The 23,139-nt window shown below is 42.1% G+C and carries 39 protein-coding genes; 10 read left to right on the forward strand and 29 right to left on the reverse strand.

What is annotated here, in order from left to right:
* Positions 1-48: 48 nt before the first annotated feature.
* The 17 genes from ABYK33_RS03815 to ABYK33_RS03895 all read right to left on the reverse strand — a co-directional run bounded on the left by ABYK33_RS03815 (position 49) and on the right by ABYK33_RS03895 (position 8,436).
* On the reverse strand, positions 49-279 hold the full coding sequence (locus tag ABYK33_RS03815) for a hypothetical protein (RefSeq protein ID WP_373031632.1): 231 nt from the start codon (positions 277-279) through the stop codon (positions 49-51).
* Between the two features lie 93 nt (positions 280-372).
* Positions 373-543 carry a hypothetical protein gene (locus ABYK33_RS03820; protein ID WP_373031633.1) on the reverse strand — a complete coding sequence of 57 codons (171 nt, stop codon included), beginning with the start codon at positions 541-543 and terminating at the stop codon, positions 373-375.
* Between the two features lie 127 nt (positions 544-670).
* Positions 671-931, reverse strand: coding sequence for a hypothetical protein (locus tag ABYK33_RS03825; RefSeq protein ID WP_373031634.1), 261 nt, complete (start codon positions 929-931; stop codon positions 671-673).
* Between the two features lies 1 nt (position 932).
* Positions 933-1,268, reverse strand: a complete 336-nt coding sequence (locus ABYK33_RS03830) for a hypothetical protein (protein WP_373031636.1) — start codon at positions 1,266-1,268, stop codon at positions 933-935.
* Positions 1,261-1,455, reverse strand: coding sequence for a hypothetical protein (locus tag ABYK33_RS03835; RefSeq protein ID WP_373031637.1), 195 nt, complete (start codon positions 1,453-1,455; stop codon positions 1,261-1,263). Before ABYK33_RS03835 ends, ABYK33_RS03830 begins: the two co-directional genes overlap by 8 nt.
* Before the next feature lie 227 nt (positions 1,456-1,682).
* The gene (locus ABYK33_RS03840; RefSeq protein ID WP_373031639.1) at positions 1,683-2,894 is read right to left on the reverse strand and encodes a DnaB-like helicase C-terminal domain-containing protein; all 1,212 of its coding nucleotides are present in this window, start codon (positions 2,892-2,894) and stop codon (positions 1,683-1,685) included.
* Positions 2,894-3,277, reverse strand: coding sequence for a nucleoside 2-deoxyribosyltransferase domain-containing protein (locus ABYK33_RS03845; RefSeq protein ID WP_373031641.1), 384 nt, complete (start codon positions 3,275-3,277; stop codon positions 2,894-2,896). The genes ABYK33_RS03840 and ABYK33_RS03845 overlap by 1 nt, the downstream gene beginning before the upstream one ends.
* Complete coding sequence (locus ABYK33_RS03850; RefSeq protein WP_373031642.1) at positions 3,250-4,011, reverse strand: phosphoadenosine phosphosulfate reductase family protein; 762 nt, start codon at positions 4,009-4,011, stop codon at positions 3,250-3,252. Before ABYK33_RS03850 ends, ABYK33_RS03845 begins: the two co-directional genes overlap by 28 nt.
* Positions 4,011-4,679 (reverse strand): hypothetical protein, encoded by a 669-nt coding sequence (locus tag ABYK33_RS03855; RefSeq protein WP_373031643.1) that lies wholly within the window; start codon positions 4,677-4,679, stop codon positions 4,011-4,013. Before ABYK33_RS03855 ends, ABYK33_RS03850 begins: the two co-directional genes overlap by 1 nt.
* Before the next feature lie 396 nt (positions 4,680-5,075).
* A complete protein-coding gene (locus tag ABYK33_RS03860; RefSeq protein ID WP_373031644.1) occupies positions 5,076-5,678 on the reverse strand; it encodes a DNA methyltransferase in 603 nt (200 codons plus the stop codon).
* Positions 5,679-5,799: 121 nt separating this feature from the next.
* Positions 5,800-6,060: a hypothetical protein gene (locus ABYK33_RS03865; protein WP_373031645.1), complete on the reverse strand. Its 261-nt coding sequence runs from the start codon at positions 6,058-6,060 to the stop codon at positions 5,800-5,802.
* A 159-nt stretch (positions 6,061-6,219) separates the two neighbouring features.
* Positions 6,220-6,450: a hypothetical protein gene (locus tag ABYK33_RS03870; RefSeq protein WP_373031646.1), complete on the reverse strand. Its 231-nt coding sequence runs from the start codon at positions 6,448-6,450 to the stop codon at positions 6,220-6,222.
* Between the two features lie 122 nt (positions 6,451-6,572).
* Positions 6,573-6,770 (reverse strand): hypothetical protein, encoded by a 198-nt coding sequence (locus ABYK33_RS03875; protein WP_373031647.1) that lies wholly within the window; start codon positions 6,768-6,770, stop codon positions 6,573-6,575.
* A 369-nt stretch (positions 6,771-7,139) separates the two neighbouring features.
* Complete coding sequence (locus ABYK33_RS03880) at positions 7,140-7,436, reverse strand: hypothetical protein (protein WP_373031648.1); 297 nt, start codon at positions 7,434-7,436, stop codon at positions 7,140-7,142.
* Positions 7,437-7,594: 158 nt separating this feature from the next.
* Complete coding sequence (locus tag ABYK33_RS03885) at positions 7,595-7,777, reverse strand: hypothetical protein (protein ID WP_373031650.1); 183 nt, start codon at positions 7,775-7,777, stop codon at positions 7,595-7,597.
* Between the two features lie 145 nt (positions 7,778-7,922).
* Positions 7,923-8,171 carry a hypothetical protein gene (locus ABYK33_RS03890; protein ID WP_373031651.1) on the reverse strand — a complete coding sequence of 83 codons (249 nt, stop codon included), beginning with the start codon at positions 8,169-8,171 and terminating at the stop codon, positions 7,923-7,925.
* Positions 8,128-8,436 (reverse strand): MazG nucleotide pyrophosphohydrolase domain-containing protein, encoded by a 309-nt coding sequence (locus ABYK33_RS03895; protein WP_373031652.1) that lies wholly within the window; start codon positions 8,434-8,436, stop codon positions 8,128-8,130. Before ABYK33_RS03895 ends, ABYK33_RS03890 begins: the two co-directional genes overlap by 44 nt.
* Before the next feature lie 215 nt (positions 8,437-8,651).
* On the opposite strand from ABYK33_RS03895, the gene ABYK33_RS03900 reads away from it, so the two are divergent.
* The 9 genes from ABYK33_RS03900 to ABYK33_RS03940 all read left to right on the forward strand — a co-directional run bounded on the left by ABYK33_RS03900 (position 8,652) and on the right by ABYK33_RS03940 (position 13,319).
* Positions 8,652-9,020, forward strand: coding sequence for a hypothetical protein (locus ABYK33_RS03900; RefSeq protein ID WP_373031654.1), 369 nt, complete (start codon positions 8,652-8,654; stop codon positions 9,018-9,020).
* Positions 9,020-9,523, forward strand: a complete 504-nt coding sequence (locus tag ABYK33_RS03905; protein WP_373031655.1) for a hypothetical protein — start codon at positions 9,020-9,022, stop codon at positions 9,521-9,523. The genes ABYK33_RS03900 and ABYK33_RS03905 overlap by 1 nt, the downstream gene beginning before the upstream one ends.
* Before the next feature lie 145 nt (positions 9,524-9,668).
* Positions 9,669-10,112 carry a hypothetical protein gene (locus ABYK33_RS03910; protein ID WP_373031656.1) on the forward strand — a complete coding sequence of 148 codons (444 nt, stop codon included), beginning with the start codon at positions 9,669-9,671 and terminating at the stop codon, positions 10,110-10,112.
* Positions 10,109-10,459: a hypothetical protein gene (locus tag ABYK33_RS03915; protein WP_373031657.1), complete on the forward strand. Its 351-nt coding sequence runs from the start codon at positions 10,109-10,111 to the stop codon at positions 10,457-10,459. Before ABYK33_RS03910 ends, ABYK33_RS03915 begins: the two co-directional genes overlap by 4 nt.
* Positions 10,460-10,588: 129 nt before the next feature.
* Positions 10,589-11,410 (forward strand): Rad52/Rad22 family DNA repair protein, encoded by an 822-nt coding sequence (locus tag ABYK33_RS03920; protein ID WP_373031658.1) that lies wholly within the window; start codon positions 10,589-10,591, stop codon positions 11,408-11,410.
* Between the two features lie 312 nt (positions 11,411-11,722).
* Positions 11,723-11,908 (forward strand): hypothetical protein, encoded by a 186-nt coding sequence (locus tag ABYK33_RS03925; RefSeq protein ID WP_373031659.1) that lies wholly within the window; start codon positions 11,723-11,725, stop codon positions 11,906-11,908.
* Between the two features lie 208 nt (positions 11,909-12,116).
* Positions 12,117-12,383, forward strand: coding sequence for a hypothetical protein (locus tag ABYK33_RS03930; RefSeq protein WP_373031660.1), 267 nt, complete (start codon positions 12,117-12,119; stop codon positions 12,381-12,383).
* A 247-nt stretch (positions 12,384-12,630) separates the two neighbouring features.
* Positions 12,631-12,984, forward strand: a complete 354-nt coding sequence (locus tag ABYK33_RS03935; protein ID WP_373031661.1) for a DUF551 domain-containing protein — start codon at positions 12,631-12,633, stop codon at positions 12,982-12,984.
* Between the two features lie 44 nt (positions 12,985-13,028).
* Positions 13,029-13,319: a hypothetical protein gene (locus tag ABYK33_RS03940; RefSeq protein ID WP_373031662.1), complete on the forward strand. Its 291-nt coding sequence runs from the start codon at positions 13,029-13,031 to the stop codon at positions 13,317-13,319.
* A gap of 219 nt (positions 13,320-13,538) precedes the next feature.
* On the opposite strand, the gene ABYK33_RS03945 is transcribed toward ABYK33_RS03940, so the two are convergent.
* The 4 genes from ABYK33_RS03945 to ABYK33_RS03960 are packed head-to-tail and all read right to left on the reverse strand — an operon-like array spanning position 13,539 to position 14,608.
* The gene (locus ABYK33_RS03945) at positions 13,539-13,745 is read right to left on the reverse strand and encodes a hypothetical protein (protein WP_373031663.1); all 207 of its coding nucleotides are present in this window, start codon (positions 13,743-13,745) and stop codon (positions 13,539-13,541) included.
* The gene (locus ABYK33_RS03950; protein ID WP_373031664.1) at positions 13,742-13,912 is read right to left on the reverse strand and encodes a hypothetical protein; all 171 of its coding nucleotides are present in this window, start codon (positions 13,910-13,912) and stop codon (positions 13,742-13,744) included. Before ABYK33_RS03950 ends, ABYK33_RS03945 begins: the two co-directional genes overlap by 4 nt.
* An 11-nt stretch (positions 13,913-13,923) precedes the next feature.
* Complete coding sequence (locus tag ABYK33_RS03955) at positions 13,924-14,223, reverse strand: hypothetical protein (RefSeq protein WP_373031665.1); 300 nt, start codon at positions 14,221-14,223, stop codon at positions 13,924-13,926.
* A 22-nt stretch (positions 14,224-14,245) separates the two neighbouring features.
* Positions 14,246-14,608, reverse strand: coding sequence for a hypothetical protein (locus ABYK33_RS03960; protein WP_373031666.1), 363 nt, complete (start codon positions 14,606-14,608; stop codon positions 14,246-14,248).
* Positions 14,609-14,646: 38 nt separating this feature from the next.
* Between ABYK33_RS03960 and ABYK33_RS03965 the strand changes: the two genes are divergently transcribed.
* Positions 14,647-15,279, forward strand: a complete 633-nt coding sequence (locus ABYK33_RS03965; RefSeq protein ID WP_373031667.1) for a hypothetical protein — start codon at positions 14,647-14,649, stop codon at positions 15,277-15,279.
* Positions 15,280-15,404: 125 nt separating this feature from the next.
* Here ABYK33_RS03965 and ABYK33_RS03970 read toward each other — a convergent pair whose 3' ends face one another.
* From ABYK33_RS03970 to ABYK33_RS04005, 8 genes are all read right to left on the reverse strand, one after another.
* On the reverse strand, positions 15,405-15,935 hold the full coding sequence (locus ABYK33_RS03970) for a hypothetical protein (RefSeq protein WP_373031668.1): 531 nt from the start codon (positions 15,933-15,935) through the stop codon (positions 15,405-15,407).
* A 13-nt stretch (positions 15,936-15,948) separates the two neighbouring features.
* Positions 15,949-16,317 (reverse strand): hypothetical protein, encoded by a 369-nt coding sequence (locus tag ABYK33_RS03975; RefSeq protein WP_373031669.1) that lies wholly within the window; start codon positions 16,315-16,317, stop codon positions 15,949-15,951.
* A 1-nt stretch (position 16,318) separates the two neighbouring features.
* Positions 16,319-17,938 carry a hypothetical protein gene (locus ABYK33_RS03980; RefSeq protein WP_373031670.1) on the reverse strand — a complete coding sequence of 540 codons (1,620 nt, stop codon included), beginning with the start codon at positions 17,936-17,938 and terminating at the stop codon, positions 16,319-16,321.
* An 8-nt stretch (positions 17,939-17,946) separates the two neighbouring features.
* Positions 17,947-19,398 carry a hypothetical protein gene (locus ABYK33_RS03985; protein ID WP_373031671.1) on the reverse strand — a complete coding sequence of 484 codons (1,452 nt, stop codon included), beginning with the start codon at positions 19,396-19,398 and terminating at the stop codon, positions 17,947-17,949.
* A 1-nt stretch (position 19,399) separates the two neighbouring features.
* Entirely contained in the window at positions 19,400-20,617 is a 1,218-nt protein-coding gene (locus tag ABYK33_RS03990) for a hypothetical protein (RefSeq protein WP_373031672.1), read from the reverse strand.
* A 66-nt stretch (positions 20,618-20,683) separates the two neighbouring features.
* Entirely contained in the window at positions 20,684-21,448 is a 765-nt protein-coding gene (locus ABYK33_RS03995; RefSeq protein ID WP_373031673.1) for a hypothetical protein, read from the reverse strand.
* Positions 21,439-22,482: a radical SAM protein gene (locus ABYK33_RS04000; protein ID WP_373031674.1), complete on the reverse strand. Its 1,044-nt coding sequence runs from the start codon at positions 22,480-22,482 to the stop codon at positions 21,439-21,441. The genes ABYK33_RS03995 and ABYK33_RS04000 overlap by 10 nt, the downstream gene beginning before the upstream one ends.
* A 2-nt stretch (positions 22,483-22,484) precedes the next feature.
* On the reverse strand, positions 22,485-23,139 hold a 655-nt coding region (locus tag ABYK33_RS04005), incomplete at its 5' end, for a hypothetical protein (RefSeq protein ID WP_373031675.1).

Consider the following 23,139-nt stretch of genomic DNA (forward strand, 5'->3'; position numbering starts at 1 on the left):
CCTTCCTTGCCCCAAATAATGGGCGCGTCTTAGCTTTGCGTTATGTTTCTAAACATCACCGCCAAGGTCACGCACTTTATTTTGTAGATTTGATATGTATTTAGCCAGGGCAGGCGGTATTTGCATCCTCACGCACGGCTGGCTCCCCATAGGATTAAATCCTGCTGTTTTAACCACGCCGTCTACTGGGCAATCAATAAAGAATTTACGGTCAAACTCCTCGGTTCCTTCCATTAAAATAATATTGAACATAGCAATACGCTCAAGAACGACGCCCACACTTGCAGCTCCGTACTTTCAACGCCTCCATTGTTTAGTTTATCTTTGCAAAGGTCCGCGTGGCGCGTCTTAGCTTTGCGTTGGACTGCTCATCTAGCTAAATTCTTTGTGCAACTCCCTGTATAAACCATTAAGGATTTCTTGCGTGTCTTCATCAAGAAATCTTTCATTGTAGTCATTGGTACTCATCTCACCCAACAATTTCATAATAGCGACACATTCAGCCACATCTACTTTCACTACTATCTCTTTTGTTATTTTCATAATTATTATCCTCACAAGTTTAAAGTTTATCTCATGCCGCCGTCCAACAATACAATCCAGCTGGAATTGCGGACTTGCCGCTGGTTTATCGGCAGTAGCTTGGCAATCCGCTGATTTCCACGTTGTACTAAAAAGGAACATCATCACCCATTTTGGGCTCTTGCGCTCCAGAATTACTCATATCACTCTGGCTGGTGTCCCTCTTTTCAAAAGGTAGCTGCGCCGACAAGCTTAAGAACTTATTGCCTGAACTCTTGGCCTCTCGAACCCATGCGGCCAGCTCGTACTCAACACCTTCTATCTGGATCTTGCCCTTGTAATAAGGCGCTTTCTCGTTGTCGCTGTCGTTCTTAAAAAGAACACCTGATTTTTCATTATCGTATTCCATGTTAATACTCCTTAACCATGTAGCTTTTTAGAAGCTCAAGACCTTGATTTATACACCATGCCTTTGAATGGCCGCGCTCCTTCATTTCGTCTAAAAAAGTGAACCATTCAGGCGATAGCTTGGTGGTGAAGTTGCGTTTCTTTTTTTCTGGGCTTAACACTGTGCCGGATGGTCTCCCAGCACCTTCCCGTTTGCCGCCTCTGCCAACAAGTTGCACTTTGTATTGTATTTGCTTTCGGCAGCCAGGGCATGTTTTCCTTTGCATATCCACTGTTATATTTTTATCAGTGAATCCGCACGGACAAATATACCAAAATAGCATGCTTTTATTATTCATAAGTCAGATGCTCCCCAAAATCAAAAACGACCCCAGGGAATACGCTTCTTGCACGCGCTGCAATTTTATTTTCGCGGCAAGTCTTGTTAATTTTCCGCGCGAGATGTACTGCTTTTCTTTCAGCGCAAACAATGAACTGGTTGTCATAAGAAGAGTGGTTGTCGAGTTTTTGAATTATTGTCCCCATAGCGAATCCTCCGTTAAATTAATCTTATAATTCTAAGTTAATCAATGGCTGATAAATGGTCAAGCCTTTTTTTCTATGCCTGCAGATATTAAAAGTTTTCCTTCCGCCACATCATCCTCTTTTCACAAAAATCATCCTCTACCCCACTATGCAGATACACAATGCCATTGTCGCAGGTTGTCTCTTGGAGATTGTTTGTGCAGCCGGTTAGGAGTATCAGCATGATGCTACCAATTTTCAGCATGGTGTACCTCTTCAAGCATGGCAAAGCTCTTTGAATATTGCAAAGCTTGCCTTCCTAATGCTCCGTGCCTGTTCTTCTTTATTTCAGCCAGAAGCATACTTTTGTCAGATTTATTTTTCCTTAGAATAATACCAATATCACAATCTGCTGCGATATCACCAGCGCCTTTAAACTCAAGATTTCCTTCTGGGTCTTTAGCCGCTGCGTTTGAAAGTTGATTCAAGCCAATTATGGTTGTGTCTGTCTGCTTTGATAAGTTTTGAAGCCTTCCAGTTACATCTGATAAAATGTCATATTGGGATTTGTAATTCCTAGATCTGCAATGCTGTAAGTAATCAACGAAAACAACATCAAGCCCTTTCTTAAGATCAAGACCCCTCACAACGTTTTCAATCTCGGCAATGTCCCTTGTCTTCTCACTCATAAAGAAAACCTTTGAAGCTAGATACTTTTCTGCCTTCGTAACTTTCTCTTCATCTAGCTGCCCACGGAGCTTATTTTTCATAATCGCACCTGATGGAATGTCAGTAAGGCAACCGATTATACGCGCCATCATCTGTAATTTTGTCATTTCAGTTGATATAATGCTTAAATGCGCGTCTTCTTCTACAAGAAAATTCTTTACCATATTCATAGCAAGTGCTGACTTGCCGACAGATGTAGCTGCACCTATCGCCCAATAATCACCAGGAACTGCCATGATGTCCTTCCTGTCCAAAAAGCCATATCCAGAAGACTTGCCAATCAGTCCACCGGATTTCCGCATTTCAGAAAAAAGGTTTACGCAATCTTCCGCGCTTGTAACATCGTCATCACGTCCAGCCTCTTTTATGCTTATGTCAGAAATGCGTGATATTAGCTCGTTTGAGTCGAATGCCGATTCTGAGGCTTTTAAGACGCCTTCCTTGATTCTTTTAAGTTTTGCTGCCTCGGCTACCTTTTCAGCATATCCTGTGCTGTGGAGTATGCTTCCCGAGTCCGTAGCGGTAACAATCCACATCGGATCTATCTTTCCAGACATTTCCCCAACAGCGATGACAATATCTGTCTGCTTTCCGTCCTTCCAGCGATCCAAACAAAGATTAAAAAGTATAGCAGCCCTTGAATCTTCAAAATCAACTGCGCTAACAATATTTGCAATGTCAGCAAGTATATCGTTCTTTTGTAGTATCGCCCCGATTAGTGCCTGTTCCATTATGCCCACTCTTTTAATATTTTAATGCCATCGCCCAAATTATTGACGACAATATTACAACAACACCGGACTATGGCCCACGATCTAAGTTGTTTCTCGTCAACAAGTATGATAGGCTTTCCTGATCTATGGGCTGCTCCTATTTCTATACACATCCCGAACCCAGACGGATTATCTTTCGTAAAGCATGCAAACACTATATCTGCCTTTTCAACATGCTCTAAATCCCACTTGGTATATTCGGCAGGTTCGTCAAGGCCATGTGTCCTCGGATCAAAATATGTATGTTGCGGATGCGCAGCAATAACATTATCTTGCCAATCAGATTTCATTCCGCCAGCTAAATATATTTTCATCATATACCACACATCCCTGTAATACATGGTTTGCCTTCTAAGTCCCAAAGAAACATTTGCCCATCAATATACTCACCTCTTGGTGATCTAGCCCAATCAAGAACTTTGTCTATACCTTCTGCCCCCATCTTTTTCTTAGCTCTGAACATTGGATGTTTGATTTCTTTTTCAAGCGCTCTTATTTCAGCAATTCTTTCAGGCTCAACCATCAGTAAATCTGCCTTATTAGCGTTTACACATGGGCAGCACTCCATTGATCTATGAGGCAAAATTCTGATTCCTGTCTTAGACACTAGATCGTTACGTTGACTTTCAGTATGCTTATAAAGTGGATGCCATACCTTCCTTCCTCCATGAAATTTTGAACATTCAATAAATTCTGGCGTTTCCTTTCTGTTGCTACTCTCTTCACGCCGCTTCCCGATAACAACAATAGCCTTGCATTCTTCATCAATTTCTTCGCAAAATTCTAGAAAAGGAAGTCCCTTAAGAATGCCTGAACAAAATTGATACCGCTGGCTAGGAAAGCCTTTTTTCATTCGAACCATGTTCGCAAAGGTGAAATCTCCACGAACATGGTAAACATCAAAGCCATAAGTGTAGGCCAAAGTTTTTCCTGCTGCTATACGTGCTTCCCAAGAACTATGCGCCCATCCAGTATCGCAATAAACAACATTGACATTCTGCAAGGCTTTCTCTTTGGCCCAGCGCAAAAGGGCTATAGAGTCGTTTCCATATGAAACTGATATTATATATTTCATTATGCCCACTCAGATTTTTCAGCAGTATTGCCAGAAACCCATTCAGCCTTAAACCCTGTCCATCCTCTTATTGCCATTTCACCAATACAGTCAGAAATTGACATACCTGATTTCGCAAACTCTCTAGATAAACCGTCAACTGCTTTCTGAGAAAGTGGTGCTTTCTTAGCTTTTCTATGTGCAACCAAATCATCCCAATCTTTTTCAGAAAAATTATCAGGCCGAATGGCCTTAGTAGTCTTCTTCTTTACCTTCTTTACCTTCTCTTCATTCTTGTTTGGTGTCGCCAGCGTTTCACTATCGTTTCGTTTGCGTTTCACTATCGTTTCATCTGCGTTCGCCAACGACTGATAATCCTCGTAGTTACATACAGTTAACCGTGTCGTTTTGCGTTCGCTTTTTGTTACGACCATTTGATCTTTTTCTAGCAACTTAAAAAACCGCCTTACTTTTGACTTGTCCCATTTTTTGCCAAAAATTGTCGCCCACGAATCGAGAGATTTAAGACTTTCACCACGGCTACAATTAAATAATGTAGAGTTAATCAAAACAGTTTTTTCTGTATGATTTACTTCTATAAGTATAGATATCCATGCCTTGAAATAGTCAGCATTTTGGAAAACCCAATGGCATTTTATTTTTCTATGTAATTTTATCCATCCAGACATACTATCCACATTATGCATAAAAAAACCCGACCGGATAGAGAACATGGTGAGAGAGGACGGATAACGCGCCCTCATGTTTCTCTGACCCGGTCGGGTCGTTTGGTATCATGCCACAAATGGCTTAAGGCTCTCACACCCTATGATGTTCTCAGCTTACAATTTTAGTAGCCACTTTGCAAATAATTTCTCGAACCAGCTAACATTTTCTATAGGTTGCACCTTCAGTCTATTCGCGTGGTATTTACGCTGATTTTTCGCAAGCATCGCTTATCCTTTTAGTTTATATCCGTATAGGTATAAATACGTACGCGGCAGCCTATCGCCATATTGGCCCGTACTGTCTATCCTATGTTATAAAGAAACGCGTCTACATCTTTTTACGGGCTTGTTGCTCCGCTAAAATAAAGCCATTTGCCTGGTTTCTTTATCAAGCCGTTTCTTTGCCGCTTCAAAGTAATCAACATCAATTTCTAAGCCAGTAAAGTCACATCCGAAATAGTGCGCGGCAATAGCACTGCTTCCTGATCCTAGGTGGGTGTCAATCACCTTATGCCCCTGCTCTGCATAGTTTTGTAAAATCCATTTGTATAATTGCACAGGCTTTTGCGTTGGGTGTATCTTGTTTTGCTCTTTCAACACACTCCGCTTAAACATCTTCGCTGGCTTTTGAAAGCTCATCCATGCAAATTCGCACATAGCCAAACTAAAATCATGCGGTTGCACCTTGTCCCATATTAAAAAACCTTGCGTAGCGCCAAGATGGTCAATAAAATAATTGCCGCCCCATATTATTTGGTTTTTGCTTATTCTTTTAAGCTGTTCGAAATATTCTCGCCTTGGTATCTCGTTGTCCCATTGCTTTTTTTCGTGCTGCTGCCTAACCGGGTTTGCTGCTATGCCAATCCCGTAAGGCGGGTCAACAATAGCCAAATCAAAAAACTTGTCGCCGCAATTAGCCATGTACTCCATGCAATCTTTATTTATAAGTTGTACCGCCACAGTTGCCTCCTGATTGCCCATTAAACTTCTGTTTCTTTATAACAATACGCTCAAGCAGACGGCGGCACCTGCCTTTTCGTCTACATCTCCCAGGGCCGCAGCTTAGCTTTGCGTTGTACTGCTAGGACATTTCTTCGCGTGTCACATAGGCCGTTCTTTTCGTTCCTGGCACCATTATACAAAGTGTGCCTTTCCTTCTTCCTGTCTTAGCCCGTCTAAATTCAGCACCAGTTACTTTCATAGTGTTCCAATCTTGGGGCTTGTCTCCTAACCATCCAGCCTCGAATAACCGAAAATTTTCTGGTGTTGGAGAAAGTTTCTGTAATGCTATCTTTCCGTAGTCATACTCAGCAAAAAAATCCACTTCCATATCTTCTGACATATCAATAATTCCTTGCCATTCTAGGCTTAATCTCACGCCGCTGTCCAACAATACATTCAAGAACGACGCACACGCTCGCTTTCAGTTAAACGGCTTCGGCCACCATCGTTCATCTCGAACCGCGCAGGCATAAGCCAGGTGCGCGTCTTAATTCTGCCGTTATGCGGCTTTAGTATCTAATGCGTGGCTGGCAATTATACAGCATTCATCAGATCTAACGTCAGGCATATCTGCTATTTCCTTAAGGGCTTTCTCTAGCACAGCAACCCTTGCAATGGCTATTTCCCCTACCTGTATTCTGCTGGCAGCCCAATCAGGCTCCCTTCTTACTGCTTGCCAAATACTACATTCTTGCCCTTCTGAATCGTGGTATATTTTCCCGGTGTCCATAATAATTCCTCACAAGTTGTTAGTTAATCGGTTGCCGCCCCATAACAATACAATCCAGCCAGACCAGAAGCACTCGCTCTTTGTCTTCATCGCCTAGGCTGGCTGCTGATTTCTACGTTATATTACTCAACATGCACCGTGGCATCTGTAAAGTACCCTTGTGGGTAATTATTCGCTGTCCATTTTGATACTGTTTCCCCTGTCTTGTTAAAAATAATACCCTGCCTTATTTTCCCTTGTGTGATATATGAACCAACACCAAGAGCAATAATTCCAATAATTAAAACAGCAAAAAACAACCCAATAATATTATCAATCATCTTTATCACCTCAGTTAATATAACAATTTGTTCAAGCAGACGCGAACGCCTGCTTTCTTCTATCTGTCTTGGTTGCCGCGCTGCTTAACGCTGCGTTATGCTAAAAACTTCCTAATTGCTCTGCCAGGCAAAGATATAGGCCATAAAATACCACCAAGCATTGACGCTAAGATATCCCCTAATGTTGCTTTCTCAATAAGAGAGTGTGAGTAAACAGCCCAACAATATAAATAAATATAAATACAAATATTAAAATCTGGCATAACAATTCGCTCAAGCACGACGCTCACACTTGCAGATCCGTACTTTCAACGCCTCCTAGTTTAGTTTATCTTTGCAAAGGTCCGCGTGGCGCGTCTTAGCTTTGCGTTATATTTTTGGGTTGTTAATTATATCCTCAGCTCTTATTCGCAAAGAAACAAAGGCGTCGTCTCTCTTTGTTCGTTCACCAATGCGGATGCTCTCGCCCTTGTCGTTCTCTATCTCGACAAAATAAACATCAGGGCAAGAATTGCTTTCCTCCAAAATAATGTTAATTGCTCCGAGTTCGCTGGGAAATGGCTTAACCATCTTTGATTGTTCATCCCACCCTTGTTGCCATAAACATAGATGGTTGGCATGTGTTCTTCTGTCTATTGGACAGTCACTTTTCTGGAGCCCACGCACAAAAGCTAATTTTCCTTCTAACTTCGGGTTTTTGTAGTCCATAAAAATATAACAATTCGCTCAAGCACGACGCCTACACTTACCGCTTCTCAAACGTATTGTCCTCCATTGTTTAGTTTATCTTAGCCACCTTTCGCGTGGCGCGTCTTAGCTTTGCGTTAGCTTACTAAGAAATTCTCTCGCAAAAATTGTTGCTCTGGATATGTAACATTTTCATCAGACATATATTTCTTCTCAGATGTGGTGACAACACCTTTATGCACCCTGATAACTTTTTTAGGCAGCATAGAGTTAAACACTTTGCTTTTGTATTCTCTACCAACCAATGCTTTTTTGTCCATATCTTCACCGTAGTTAATTAACGTCGTAAAGCTAACAATTCATTCAAGAACGACGCACACGCTCGCTCCGGCTTAAACGGCTTCGGCCTTCTACCTTCCTCTCGTTGCTGGTCGGTATAAGCCAGGTGCGCGTCTTAATTCTCCGTTAAATTTTGCTCTCTTCCAAATACTCATTCCTCAAATCAAGATCACCGCCCCTCATCCAGACCTCGGGATGGCCCCCGATTAGGCCAGCCAGCTCTTTTGCCTTGTCATACCCCAAACCCTTGTAGCTTTTATTAAACAGGCCATAAACGGTTGAACGTGCTACGCCAAGCATCTTGTGGAGTCTGTCCTGCTTCTTTCCTTTCTCAGTCTTTGGCCTGCCTATCACGGCCCCTGTTGCCTTTGTCATCTTCCTTTCCCCATACTCGTTTTTTATTAATTGCAAGTTTATTCATTGTCTCAGTGTCAAGGCTTGATGCTTTCCTAAACCTAAAAAATGCCTCGCTGACAATTCTAACGTCTGCCATTTCTTCTACAATGTCATCAGTTATCTTTGAGTCTATTGCCTCGACAAGCTCAAGACATTCTTCACGGAGCTTGCCAAGCAAAGCGTCCATGGCAATTCTCGGGAATGTTTTTCGATGCCACCTTATTACTTCATGTTTAACTCTCATAATCACCTCCAATAAAGTTTATAATTCTTTATACAAATACCTTAAAACATGGTCAACACTTTTCTGCACAAAAAAAATAATAAAACAGCTTGCAATTAGTTTCTGCCCGGAATATAACAAGTCTAAAGGAGGCGCTATGACACGATACTGGTTAATAAGAACAGCGGCAATCTTGGCAGTTTTGATCTTATCAATTAAATTCTAGGAGAATAAAAATGGGCAAATGCACTTGCAATATAACAACTTATTACGTGCCGGAATCAGGGCCATTAGCAGGCACAGAGATTGATGTGATAGTTGAGTCATTCTACTACCAGCCAGCAGAGAAGATGACTCGCGCTTATCCAGGATGTGACGCTGAGATATATATAGAGGAAGGCGACTTTGTGGCAACTATCGGATGGCGCGACCTGGAGCTTACTCCACACCATTTCAACCACGGCGAAGGCGTTAATGATCTTTGCGACGCAATTCTTGAAAGTGCACAAGAAAAGCTGGCAGAGATTAAGGCTGGTGAAAATGCAGCGTATTGGGACTTTAGACGTGACATGTACCGCGAAGAAAGACTTCTTGGAGGTTGGTAATGGTTGCAAAAGCAGGAAAACAAGAGCTGGCAATTCTCGCAGCAGCAAACGCCGGTATAGTTTCAATTCTTGGCGGCTACGAAGTCGGCAACAACGACATGATTTGGCATCTCTCAAAAGCTCTTGACGGCATACTAGAGGCTATTAAGTCTTGGCCAGGTGCAGATACCTTGAAAGACAACAAATGGGCCTTAAACCGCGTTAAACAATGGCAGAAGAAGCTAGGCGATTACGGCGAAGAGAACTCCATGTCATGCCTGATTTATATTACTCACCAATCCATTGTTGATATTGAAGAAAGAATCAGCATGGAGCTTGATCCACTTTTGCCACGAGAGAAAACAGTCATCTTGTGCCAAAAACTAAACCTGCTTAAGCCAATCTTCGAGCATGTTGAATGGTGCGACAACTTTCTTGACGAGAAAGGAGGACGGTTTGACGAGTATGAGCGTGGGAATAAGATTTTAGATATTCTCTATAATGAAATTGATTTTGACTTTTGAGGTAACAAAATGAAAAATTTACCATGGGCAAACATTCTGGCAATGGCGGCTTGCGTATTCCAGGCGGCTAGATATGACGGGACAGACATACAGCATATATACTTTCTTGGTTCTTGGATCTTTGCCGTAATGTGGAGGAAATAACATGGACGCATTATTTTACAGAACACCAAAAGGAGCTACAGCAGCCGATTGCAAAACTGCTGAGTTTCTTGGCACTCTAAAGCTTGGAGAAGTCTTTAGATGTGATATAGATCTTAAAGATCGCACTCTTTCCCAGAACGCAATCAGCCACGTATGGTACACAGAGGTATCTAAAAAGGAAGGAGAGTACACGCCTGGAGAAGTTAAGAACTTATGCAAGTACCACATTGGCCTGCCTATTCTGCGCGGAGAAGATGCCAAGTTTAATGCCATATGTGAGCAGTGGATTGACCCATTACCATACGAAGAGAAGATAGCAGCTATGGAGTTTCTTCCTGTTACATCTCGCATGAGCAAGAAGCAAAAAAGTGTGTACCTTGAAGGTATGCAAAAAAACTACTCTGGCCGTGTACACTTAATCTTCCCAGGAGGTGCGCCAAGATGAGCCACTACGAGAAAGAATACAAAAATCTAGCTACATCTGTAATAACTCAGGCATACGGGGATTTGTATTGCAAAGATAAAAAAAGCATTGTTGATGCGGCAAACTTTTTTGCCGACACCAGGCCAGACAGTATGCTTGTTTTCTGGCTAGGTGCGCAAACTGGTAAGAATGCCATTGGAAGCTACAGATTAAAACTATGCAATGAGATCGGTAAAAAAGCTATAGAAGCTGCAAAAGAAGCTACACAAGAGACAATCGTTATTGATAATAAAGACGAAGAATTTATTAAGAAGTTTTGGGTGGAAAGGTTCTATGAAAACTTCAAAATACCAAGGATATATATATGAACTACGAATTAACTGTAAACTTGATAGGCCTTTTAATCACACTTTGCCTATGTGCTGTAATCGGTATTTTGGTGACATGGGCTTTTGTGCTAATTTGTAACAGAATCGATACTAAAAAGGAGATTGGAAATGTCAGAAATAAATCTTAAAAAGTTACTTGATGAAATACCACACAAGTGGCGCGTGCAATCGTTTTCTAAATATAGAGCGCTAGCAACATGCGTGCCTTATGTTGATGCTCGTGATGTTATGGCACGTCTTGATGAGGTTGTTGGCCCTTTATATTGGCGTGACGAGTACAAGGAAGTTAACGGCAGGTTAATGTGTGGTGTATCTATTTTTGGTGGGAAGGAATGGGTAACCAAATGGGACACAGGAACAATTACAAAAGTTGAAGGCGACAAAGGTGTTGTTTCTGATTCGTTTAAGCGTGCCGCCGTAAAATGGGGAATAGGTAGGTTTTTGTACTCTTTGGGATGTCAATTTGTCCCAGCAAACGCCAAGAAGGATAACGACAAAAACAAATTCCCTCACGTTGTAGATGGAAGTGGGAAAAAGGTTTATGACCTTACTGAATATATAAACAGTTGCCTGGACAAGAGAGATCCGCAAGGCGAGGAAGACATGAAATATTGCGAATATTGGACAACAAAATTCGACGCAGAATGCCAAACGTCTTTTGACATTTCTGGGTGGTGGGCTAAAAACCATGGCGACATTGGCAGGTATCTTGACGAAAAAGAATATAACAAACTTCTTATCCATCTTGGGTCAATGAAGGTGTGTATGTACGAGACAGAGGAAGTTGTCTGCCCGAAAGATGAAACAGGCAAAACTGTTGTTATGCGGATAGATTGCGAAAAAGCAGAGTGCCGCAATGGTTGTCCAGGGTTGCCAGAACTTACACCCGCAGAAATCAAAAAGCTGGTTGAAGAAATTATAGACGAATAGAGGATATATTTAATGATCTGTTATAAAGACATGTCGTTCTGCGGCTCCGACTGCACAAACAAGAAATGCAGCCGCCACACAAGCCAGCTACCGTCAATTCCTGACCTTCCGGTGGCCATGGCTGACTTTTCAAAACAATGCAAACAATACAAGAATGGCTGAGTTATATAACGTAAAAATAAGACGCGCGCCGAGACCATGCTAAATAAGCAGAATTGTTTAGAAAGCATGAAAAACTGAGACCAACAGGCAGCGAGCGTGTGCGTCGTTCTTGATTGAATTGTTGTACTGAGGCATCTAGGAGGTGCGGACATGGATATAAAAACGATTGGGATAATCAAAAACACCGGGACATTACCTAAAGATGTTAAATGCCCTTTTCTAAAATCAAATGAATATAAAGCCGGATGCGGCAAGTGGTTTTGCCAGCACGAGGTTAACAACAGGGTAAGAGATTTTAGTTGTGGAATGGCAAGGGCTTTTGCAATATCTTATTGAGCAGTACAACATAGAAATCAGCAGCCAGCCAATGAAGATATAGACAAAACGAAAGTGCTTCTGGTCTGGCTGGATTGTATTGTTAGATATGGCGTAGTAAATAATTATTTTTACACCTTTCTTGTTTTTTGTGTTGACAAGTATCATCTGGTGTTATATTGTATTAATAACAGAGAGGAAATTAACCCACCCAACACGGAGACAAGCCATGAAAGTAACCGAGAACGACAAAACATATATGATAAAAAAAGGTCCTTCAATTTTTACCAACAGGAATAACGCGAGCATAAAACTTGACGACGTTTCTATTTTTGAATCTGGTAAAGACCACGGGGTAAAGTTTGAAGGAGAAGAGGGAAGATTTTGCACGATTGCAAGAATTGCTGCCGAAGACGGTGATTTTATTAGGAGTTACAGTAAACTTCCTAATTGCATAAACGTGGACCTTTTAAGACAATGGGGGTTTGTAGCGTAATGTTCAAGCTATATACAGGCGGGAATAACCACGGCGGCCCTGGACGCAACCAAGGCCGCCACAAGTTAGACGAGCCAAGAAATGTAGTAAAACAGGTTAGATGGACTAAGGCTGAATGGGCGCAGGTGGTGGCCGAAGCAAACGCCGCAGGAAAGCAACCAAGCGTGTTTATAAGAGAGAAAGTGCTTGATGGCAATAAGCCTATCTAACGCAAAGCTAACCAGACCAATGGGAAAAGGAGATTGTGATGCCATTTTGTAAAAATGCACTGAAGAAATGCAAAAGCTTTCATGCCGACGCAACACGTTGCCGGAGCGATAACGATAGCTGTTTTAACATTGACGAAGCCACCGAACTGCGCCCCATTGGGTCTGAGTTGAGCGAATTGTTAGCCAAACACTGGATATCTGTTAATGATAGTTTGCCAGGCGATGGAAAGCCATACGCTTTTTATTGGTGCCTAGTCTGTAAAGAAAATAGGGTTGTAATGGAGGGTCAATACAACAATAAGGTTTGCCAATTCATGAGATTAGATTTTTCAGATTTTAATCACAAAATTACCCACTGGATGCCTTTACCTGATCCGCCGAAGGCTGGCTAACGCAAAGCTAAGACGCGCAGTGGCCAACTAGAAAGGAGATTGATATGAAAACATGCGGATTTGCAGTATGCCAAGGTGATGTGGCATTATTGGAAGCTCAAAAATGCGAAGAATGTGAGATTTACAAAGCTGAACAAAACCCCCAGGCAGAGCAGGCCACGGCGTCGTGCTTGAGCGAATTGTTATCTAGCCTTGCCGTTTACGTTGCAGATGCCCAGGAAAAATACGGTAGGCCGATTAGACTTGTTATTGACAGCCGTGGGAAAAATTATATCACATCAGGTTATGATAGTATTTCAGTTATTTCAGAAGATATTGATGACCTAATTTCTTAGGCTAGATAACATAGGATAGACAGTACGGGCCGATATTGCGATAGGCGGTGGAATAGGTATAGTTACCTAATATTCGGAAATGCTTTTAGACAATCTTTTGATCTTTCCTCACCACGTATTAACTCCATTGCGCAAGAATGCCTCATATATTCGACTACAAACGAATCTGATAGACAATTAAGCTCTTGTGCAGTTAATATCGGCTCGTACTCCTGTGGGTTAATTGCGGCGTTTTTTGAGCATCCTGCGAATATCAACGCCAGGAGCAACAGGAGTATTATTGAGCTTAGTGAGTTTTTTGTTGAGTTTTGCTGCATCTTCAAGTTGCTCAGTTTTGGCTTTTTGCTTGCCGTGATTGATTAAAAATAGCGCACCTAGCATTTTGCCAAGTGCGCTTAGTACGTGTTTAAGCCATCCCCATGTCATTTCTTTTCATTCCTTACTACATTGATAGCGCCAATTACAGCAATGCCAAGAGCAACAATTTGTGCGGCCAATTCAGGGCTAACTACAAGGCCAGCAGCGGTAGCAATGCCAATGATACCTTTCCAAGTTGACGGCATAGATCCATACTTAATAATTAAATCAAACATTTTGTTCTCCTTTATTTAGGGTCGTATTCTACATGAATATGATCTACTTCTAAAATTACTTGCCATTCATCACCAAGAGAATCTTGAAGCATTTCTACAAGTGTATTTTCTGGGACGTTAACACCACGTGTCCTTAGGTCAAATGCACATCCTTTTTTGTGGTGTGAATGTTTGCCGTGTTTCCCGTCTACTACGCTTGTAACAGTGCAAATCTCGCCAAACCATAAATACACGGAGTGAGCGCAAGTAATGCCAAGTGAAACTTGATTTGATGCTCCAAGTATTGAAACTCCTTCTTTAAATTTAAGCAAATTACTCTCCTTTTATTTAAAATTATCTTCCAGAGAAAAAATCAACTACAGCGTGCCTAAATCCATCCATAAACACACTTGCGATAAATCCACAGCATGCTACTACAGCCATATAAAATCCGACATTCCACGCTTTTTGACCACGTTTCCGCATGCTAGAAACAAATTCGTGATTTGCAGTCCAATCGTGCCTTCTATCAGCGCACTCGTCGAGCATCTTGTGTTGATTGTAATGCTGTTCAGCAGGAACCCAAAATATTTTTCTTTCTTCTTCAAATTTTTTGGCAACAATCCTTTCGACTTCTTCGACAAAATATGTTTTAGGCACAGATAAAATTATTTCTTTCAACTCATCTATACTTAATTCACCTACACTTTTCGACATTCTTGCCCCCAAGAACCTGCATGGCGTATAAACCAGGTATGTTATGTAAAAATGTTTTGGGTTCCCATGCTGCCCCCATTTCTTTAAGCGTATTACGCAAAGCATACACACACTTTATGCCAACGCCCCTTTTAAGGCCTATGGTCCTCTCTAGAGAAGATTTTATCGCGCCTGTTATGCCTACACCTGTATTTATACAAACATGCCTTAGAAGCCACTTATCTGTGTATTTTGTGCGTGTAAACTTTTTGCTATCAGTTCTGAATGAATATACAAACCCATCTGCAAGAATACATATAGACGAAACAGGAACACCAAAAAGCGATTTCAAATACATAAAAAACCCATCTGGCCTGAGCATAAGAAGCATTACTTTTGATTCATCAATCTCATCACTTTCTATATCGTATCTTCTAGTAAATAGAAATAAGCACCACGAAAACAAAAGTAGTGCTGGAGATATTAAAGAGTTAGATTTAACATCAAATAAAGACCATAAAACGTTTAAAACTGTATCAACCCATGAGCAGCAACACAAAAAAACTATCAATGACTTTAATTTAACAGATTTACTTTCTGATAAAAGGTATGCATACGTAAGTGCTATTGATATTGTTAACTGCTTAGAGCATAGAATAGCGTACCAGAACTGTTCTGGCTGCAATAGATAATACAATAGCCACTCTATGACATAGATTAATAAAAGAGATACAGGGAGGGTCATTTCCGTGGCTTTTTCTTTGGGGTTTTTTTTGTAGGTTTAGGACTTACATTTTTTTCATTCATTTTTCACTCCTTAATTATTGCTGAAAACTAAAACTGACAACCTGCCATAATCGCCATCTATTTCGATGGCGTCGCCATATCTAAACAAAGTAGACCATGAATTTGCCCTGACCCACAAACTAACATAGCGGTATGCTGGATCTGTAACGACAATAGTTCCCACCTTGGTATGAACGCTGTGATGTGTTACCGTTGTTTCGACATTAGGGCCATTTTCCTCGGTAATCTCTAAGCCTGGGATGCTAGAAGAAGGGCCTACAAAATTTGTATTGTTAACCCTAATCTGAGTAACAACTGAGACAAGATACCCAAGCTCGTTAGTCGCTTGGATTTCTGCGTTTGCAAAGATAATATCCCCAATCTCAAGGTCAGGGCCTAGATCAATTTGATAAACTACTTCGTTTCTATTACTGGCTCCAATACCCTTTATAGGTATTACTTCTATTAACTCTGAGTGATTCCCAGAATTGTACTCAGTAGTCCAAGCGTATGAAAAAGAAGGAAACAGCGTTACGAGAAAGACAACTAATATTTTCATCATAAAAACACCTCCATTAATATGTTATAGCAGAAATGAATAAATTGTCTATATCTTCTTCTGTTAATCCGAACTCAGGCAAAACTGTCAATACAAGAGGATGCGTCCTAATTACAGTTGTGCCATAATTCCACTCTATCCTTGCTGCGTCACCTTCTGGCCCTGCCATTAAATTAATATACTCGTCTATTTGCTGTAAAACACCAGCGTAAGATAGTGCAAGTCTAGCCTGCCGCATTGTACACTGTGCGACAGGTAATAAACTATCACAATACTCTATAAACCTGGCGTCTTCATCATGTATAAAGTCCGGGAAATGGTCGCATTTATTTCTTGTGTATCCTGAAAGTATCTCCCCACTTGACCCAAGTTTGACGTATGCCATGCTACACCCTCCTGTGTAGAAACCCTGTTACGCTTACCGTTAATGTGTTTGCTGCGGCAGAGCTTCTTGACGCTATCTGTGAACTTGAGTCAAGTTCAATATCCCTGCCCCTGGAAGGATTAGTAGAAGCAGAGCTGCTTACCATATGAGAGTTTGAAGAATCAGCAGCAGCATCTATATAATGCGTAGGGTGAACCCATGTAAAAGACGTTGTTGTACCATTAACTCTGCAATCAAGATGCGCTCTGGTATCAGGAGGCGCCGAGATTGTTTCGACTAATCTGGAAGTTGATAGAGTTCTGCTAATGTCTGTAATTGTTGAGTTGTAAACATAGTCCACTGCTCCTCCAGCTATTTCAACAGACTTAAAAGCTATAATGTCTGGAGTTGCGTCAGTTAAAACCCACCCTATGTGCCTATAATATGTGTATCCAGTTGGGATATTTGCGGCTGTTGAAGAGGTATCAAATCCTACATCTATAGACCCGTCAGAGTCTTTCCTTATTAGATGGATTGCATACCAGGTGTCTGCTGCGATGGTTCCAAAGAATAACCCCCCGGCGCTTGTCCCTTCTGCGAATATTGCATCGAGTTGTTTTGTAAACGATGTCGGCAGATTCATATAGTATGCGCCTGTTGTGTCAGTTGCAAACCCTGCTGATATATCTATATCTTTTGCTGGATCAGATCCGTTATTAGACGGTACAAGCCCAGAAATAAGCTTGTCGTAGATTGTCTCAGTAATTGGGAAACCGCTTGCCCTTGTATAACTATGAACTCGGCAATTGTTCGATCCTAAATCTTCAACAGTCCAGCTATCACCTTGTGCTACTGTGATATCTATACCACCAGGCAATATGAGAGAAGTGGCGTTATGTGTTAAAACATGCGCCCCTGCTCCTGTGCTTGTTACTCTATGCTTTAACCCTTCTCTAAGTGAAACGCCAAAGGATGTAATAGTTATAGGTGATGCTCCGGTTATGTGAATAGTCGAGCTTTGAGTGCCTAAAACGTTGGTTGTAGTCGCTGCTGCTAAATCTGTTGTGTCTTCACTCAGTATAAGAGTTGAAAACGGCATGCTTGTGCTTGTCGATGTAATTAAGCCTAGCGAAGTAGCAGAAATGCCACTATCAACAGAACCACTTTTAAGCCGGACAGTTACAGTTGTTATACCACTCCCAAACGTTGAAGAAATAACATGGCCATAAACAGTTCCAGCGGAAACAGTTAGTTTTATTGCCCTGTAATCTTCATATGATAATGTTCTATCATTTGGCACTGAAAAGCTCGTTGCGTCGATAAAAGTAGGAACATCAGCAGTGTCAACCCATTCTTCTGTTGCAAAGCTAAGTGGATCAATATTATCACCACCGTCAGGCTGCAAAACATCATCTGCGTCATAAACAACAAACTTGTATGCATTTGCTGATAGCCAAATTGAGGCTTGGCCTTTTGCGTCTAAAATTATAGGGTTTGTGTTTTCTTGCGCTCCTGTTGAGTCTGTATATGTCGCGAGTGGCGTAGATGTCCCAGCTTCGTATGTATAAACCTTCCCAAGAACAAGAAAATTGCCGCCAGAGTCGAAAAACTGCATTTTGGGATTTGGTGTTAATGATAACATTCGTTCTCCTAGTGTTTAGCTAATGCGTTTTTTTGTTTCATTTTAGCTAGTTTAGACGCGCCTTTTTCCGCCTTCTTAAACATACTCTTGACTACTCTATTTGGATCATTTATGGCTTTTATAGCGCTTGCAATCATCCTCATTGAAGCAGCTTGACCAACTGCTGCAGGGTTCATTGTCAACAGGCCTGTGACTGCCCTTTCACCAGAGAACACATCAGAAAAATCTATAAGGCTTCTTCCTGCCTTTCTTGCATCAACAACAGCCCTTCTAGCTACATCTCTTTCTATAGTCTTTAGTGCTCCATATTGCCTTTTTAGTTCTTGATAGCCAGGGCCTGATGCTTTAGTTATTGCGGAGTCAAGATTTTTCCGCATATTATTAGCAATCAAAGAATCAATATATGCCTTGCTTGCTGACTCATAAGATGGACTTTTATAAAAAGATTCAAGGCTAGAATTTAGAAAAGTGATTGCGTCCTGCGCTTCTTCAGCAGTGTATTTCCCGCTTTTTGACAAAGCATTAGCACGCTGCTTTGCATATCTTACAACCTCTGGAGCATTGTCTTTTAATGGCCTGCTTGATATCACTTTTTCTAATTCTGATGCTATTGGCCTAAGTTCAATCTTAGCGCCAACATCTCCTGCTTTTTCAGCCATCGAATTATATTTTTTAAACACATTCTTCTTGCTTTGTTCGATTGCCTGAGAGAATTGTCTTAGGTTTTCAGGTAGTGCGCCTTTCTTTACAACATCACCAAACTCATCTGTTAACTTCAGTGCCTCTTTGTTTTTAACAATAGACTCAACAGCCTCTTGCGCCTTTCCATAGTATTTTTCCGCTTGGCCAAAAGTCCTCTTACCTTCCACGCCAGGCCTGATAGACTTCTGAATACCCTTTGTAATTTCAGCAGATTGTTTTTTAGCAAGTCTTTCTGGAGTAGCCTTTGCCAACCCTGCAAGACCCTTTGCGCCCTTGGCTAGTGGAGTTACCATAGCTATATTACCAGCCAGGCCTATATCTTCTGCAGCTTCAGGGTATGCCTTAGCAAATTTTCCATACATTTCTCCGCCTGCTTTGGCCACATCAAGCCCAACCCTGCCAAGAGGTGTAGCTGCTATATCTCGCCCTGTTGCTGAAACACGCTCTTTTACATACTCAGGAGCTAGAACATTATATGCGCTTCTAAGCCCTTCTCCTGCAACATCTACAAGGCCACCAGCAGCAACCCCTGTGCCCTTAACAAGCATCCTGGGAACATTCATAACGTCGCTAATTGGCCCTCCTGCTGTTTCACGGCCAATCATCTCTCCGAACTGTTGCCCACGCTGCTGAAGTGCTTCACCTGTTCTTTCTGTAAATCCTGGTGCTTCTTGCTGTTGTACAGGCTGCGCCCATTCTGGAAGACCAGCAGGTTTCCCTTGCTCTATAGGTTGCGCCCATTCTGGAAGTGCTGGCATGTTATAACCTATTCCCTTGTGCGTCGAAATATTCCATCTGGTTAGTTTCTGGATTTATACCGCTAAACGCTGCCCCTGGTGGAGATTCTTGTGGAGAAACCTGCTGTGGTTGTTGCTGAACACTATCAACACCTGTTTTCTTTTTAGCCCTTTCTATCCCTTTTTTAATAACAGACTTAAACTCATTAGCAGCCTTGATAAACTCTTTCTCATTCTGCGACGCGTCCATTCTTGCAACAGCCTGAGTTGCCTTGTTACCCTCTGCCTCTGTAATTTGTCCGCCACCTTTAAGCGATTGAAATGCCTGCAAGAACTGCTTACCCTTGATTTGGTCTAGTCTTGTCTGAAATCCATAAGCTTCTGTGCCTGGCACTTTCTGCATTCCCATAAGCCTACTTTTACCGACAGCTTGCTTAAACCCTGGGTGTGTCAAAAGCTCATCAACAAGTTTAATTGTGTTTTCTCCTTCACCAATTACTCTTGGTAAATCAAAAGATGCTTCTGTTGTAATCTCTCCAGTTACAGCGCCAACTTTTTTTGCTTTTGCTAATTTTTCTTGTAGCAGTGGGTCAGCAGTAGCGCCAACAACAGGAGCACCACCTACATCTACAGGAGCAATTCTGCCAGTTCGTGCATCAAACGACATAACACCTTGAGCTGTCTGAACAGGGGTAAAGTATGGTGTGCCTGTTGATGCTCCTTGCCCTGACTCCCTAAGCTCAAGCTCGCGCTGCCTTATTTCATAATCTGCTTCTTTGTAGCTATTAAAAAGCTGTTCCTGGACAGAAAGCGCTTTCATCTTATTCTGTTCAATCATGGCAGGATCATACATATCTGGCATATTAGCTGCAGCATCTGGGTTTATCTGTGCAATCTGCTCCCTTGCCATGTCATAAGACTGTTGATCCTGTACAGTGCCTGCAATCTGACCAATAGCCCCATACATCTGCAAAGCGTTTTCTATTTCTTCTTTGTTCTGTTGTAGTGCTGTAAGCTGCTGTGACATTTCCTGAGACTTGTACTTTTGCGCCTCTTCGCCAAAGCCACCTGCCAAAAGATTCTGGGCAACATCTCCACCTTGCTTGTATATATTGCGCAAATCTTTTTTGGCGGCCATGCCTTCTTCTGCTGCCTTGTTGGCAAGAGCGTTAGCTTGTTGGCGCTGTGTTTCAGCACCTATAGCCTGAAGACCACCATAAGTCTGCGCAAATCCTTGCATGGGGGATGCTGCTGCCCTACCTGGAGTATTAGGATCTATTAATCCCCAATTTATAGCCATAATTAGTTACCTGTAATAATTGCTTGGGTTTAACGAAGTCCACTGTTGGGCAGGCTGTACAGGCTGTGGAGGCTGGTTTTGCCCCAACTGCTGCGCTCCGTAAGCAAGTCCACCAAGTGCCTGTCCTGCCGCCTGACCGTACCCTTGGTATGCTGATGCTCTTGCCTGTGCGCCTGCTAACTGTGCGCTACCGATATCGCCCATTGACTGCTGTGTTAGCTGTGCAGTTGTTTGCCCAACACCTTGAGCGAATCCACCTAGATTTTGCAAGGTAGTCTGTCCCGCCCCAGAAAGACTAGCAAGCCTGTTAAACCTTGCTTGCTGCTCGCCCTGGAATCTTCCGTATGCTTTCCCGTACTCTTCTGACGCTACACCTTGCGAATATCTCTCAAGTCCTTTGAGCTGTGCGCCACCAAGCAAACCGCCTCTAGCTGCTGCCGATCTCTCTCTTGCTTTTATGCCTTCTGATAATCTGAACTCATAGCCAGGGTCCGCGGCAAAATCTTCTTCTCCAAATTGCTTTGTAAACTCTCCACCTGGCCTTATCCCACGCTCTAGCGCTTTGACTGCAACTTTCCCAGCGTGTGTCCATGGCTTCATTCTACTACGCTGGGACTTCAAAAGACGCTTCTGGTACTGCCTTTCCCTCTCTGCGCCCAAATACGAATATGCCGCCGCCCTTTTTGTTCCTCCAGAGACAGCAGACGCTGATTTATTTGACGACCACGCGCTAACAGCCGCACCGCCTATTGCCGCCACTGCTACATACATAACTTGCCTCCGCTATCTAATTTATATCCATCCTTCCAGCCTCTATCTATACCTTCTGAAACTATCTGACAAATAGGAACAGGGTAGCATTTCCCATCTTCTGCAAGCATGTAAACAGGTCTTGAAGCTTGGTGATAGTCCAAGTTGTCTACAGTCGGAGCAGAACTTAAAGAAACATGCCTTCCGTCGTCCATTGTTAAATATAGGCAGTACATATTTGATTTCTCTACATCTTCCGAGATTACAGGATTTAAGTCTGAAAACTTTTCTAAAAAAGCCTTGTGTAGATCAGATAAGAATATCTTGTTACAATTCCCCTTATCTTGCCAATTCCCAAACATTGTTCTTACCCGAAGCATTGGGTAGAGGTTTTTGGTAGCGTCGTAAAAGTCTCTAATAAAATCTAGCTCGTCAAGTGTTTGAACAGAAAACATCACGCATTGTGCTTGTTTTCCAGAAAGTTCTAACTGCTCTAACGCCTTAACTTTCTTCTTGTGGATATCGGCGCTATAGTTCTTTGGGTGCTGCATTGACAAGGCTAACATGACCATATCTCCGTAGTGCAGTGGAGAATCAAGAACCTTTCCATAAAAGTCATCATCTGCAATGGTAATCATGTTTGTGATGGCACTCATCATCCAACCATTTGCAGCACCTTCCTCTGTAAACTCGAAAAAGTCAGGTCTTAGAGTAGGTTCGCCACCTGACATAAGCAGGTTAAAGCCACGGTACATTTTCAACACTTCGTTGTAGTAAGAGAATGGTTTATGGTTACCTTCGCTGTTTGTAGGGTAATAGCACCAAGGACAAGTCATATTGCAACCATCATGAGTGTGGATGATAATCGAGTTGTTTTGCCCAAGAGTGCCTATATGGTAGAAATTAGAAACATGCTGAATGTCTTTTTCGACAATAGCAGAAGATGGCCCATGAATAGGGCATTCTTTAGTCATTACTACCATGCCATTTTGAAAGCTTATTTCAGCTTCTACCTTCCGGTAGCATGTTGGGCATAATGAAAGTGTTTTAATCATAATTAACCAATAAGTAATACTTCAAATTCTACAGCAATATCTGCATTTCCTATCGAAATAACACCCATAAAGCCTATATCGCATGGCCCAACAAGCGGCCCTTTCCCAGCTTTCCATTGTGGGCCGAACCCGCCTGATAACCCAACCTCTCTTTCAATAATTCTCATTGTTCCTGTGAATGGAGTTGTTACATCATCAGCATTAGCCCTAGAAAAGAAATACAAATCAACACTCTTAGACGAATCAGAAAAAAAGTTTTTACTTACTATGTACCCTGTCTTTCCTGCTGGAATAGTAAAACATCCTATTTGTGACTGACCGAATGCAAAAGGGGTAACGTTTATTGTCGCCCACGTTGCACCAGCACCAGATTCACGGATGGTAAGATTCCCGGCGTGTGATCCTGCTGTCTGTGTCGCGTAAGTACCAGTTCTTGACACATACCACCTATACAACCTTACCAAGTCTGTACCAAGAGCAACGGCTGTCGTGCCGTTTGTCTCTATCGTTTGTGTAACCTCTACCCACGAGCTGTTTAAACCAATAATAGTTATTTCTTGAGCACCTGTCCCAGCGCTTGAATCGTTTGCGCTAGAAGAAACAAATTCTAAAGCTGTTGCGGCAATAGGTGTTTTATACACTCCGCCTGTTGCTATA

It is taken from the genome of Sulfurovum sp., from assembly GCF_041562805.1.
Taxonomy (GTDB): Bacteria; Campylobacterota; Campylobacteria; order Campylobacterales; family Sulfurovaceae; genus Sulfurovum.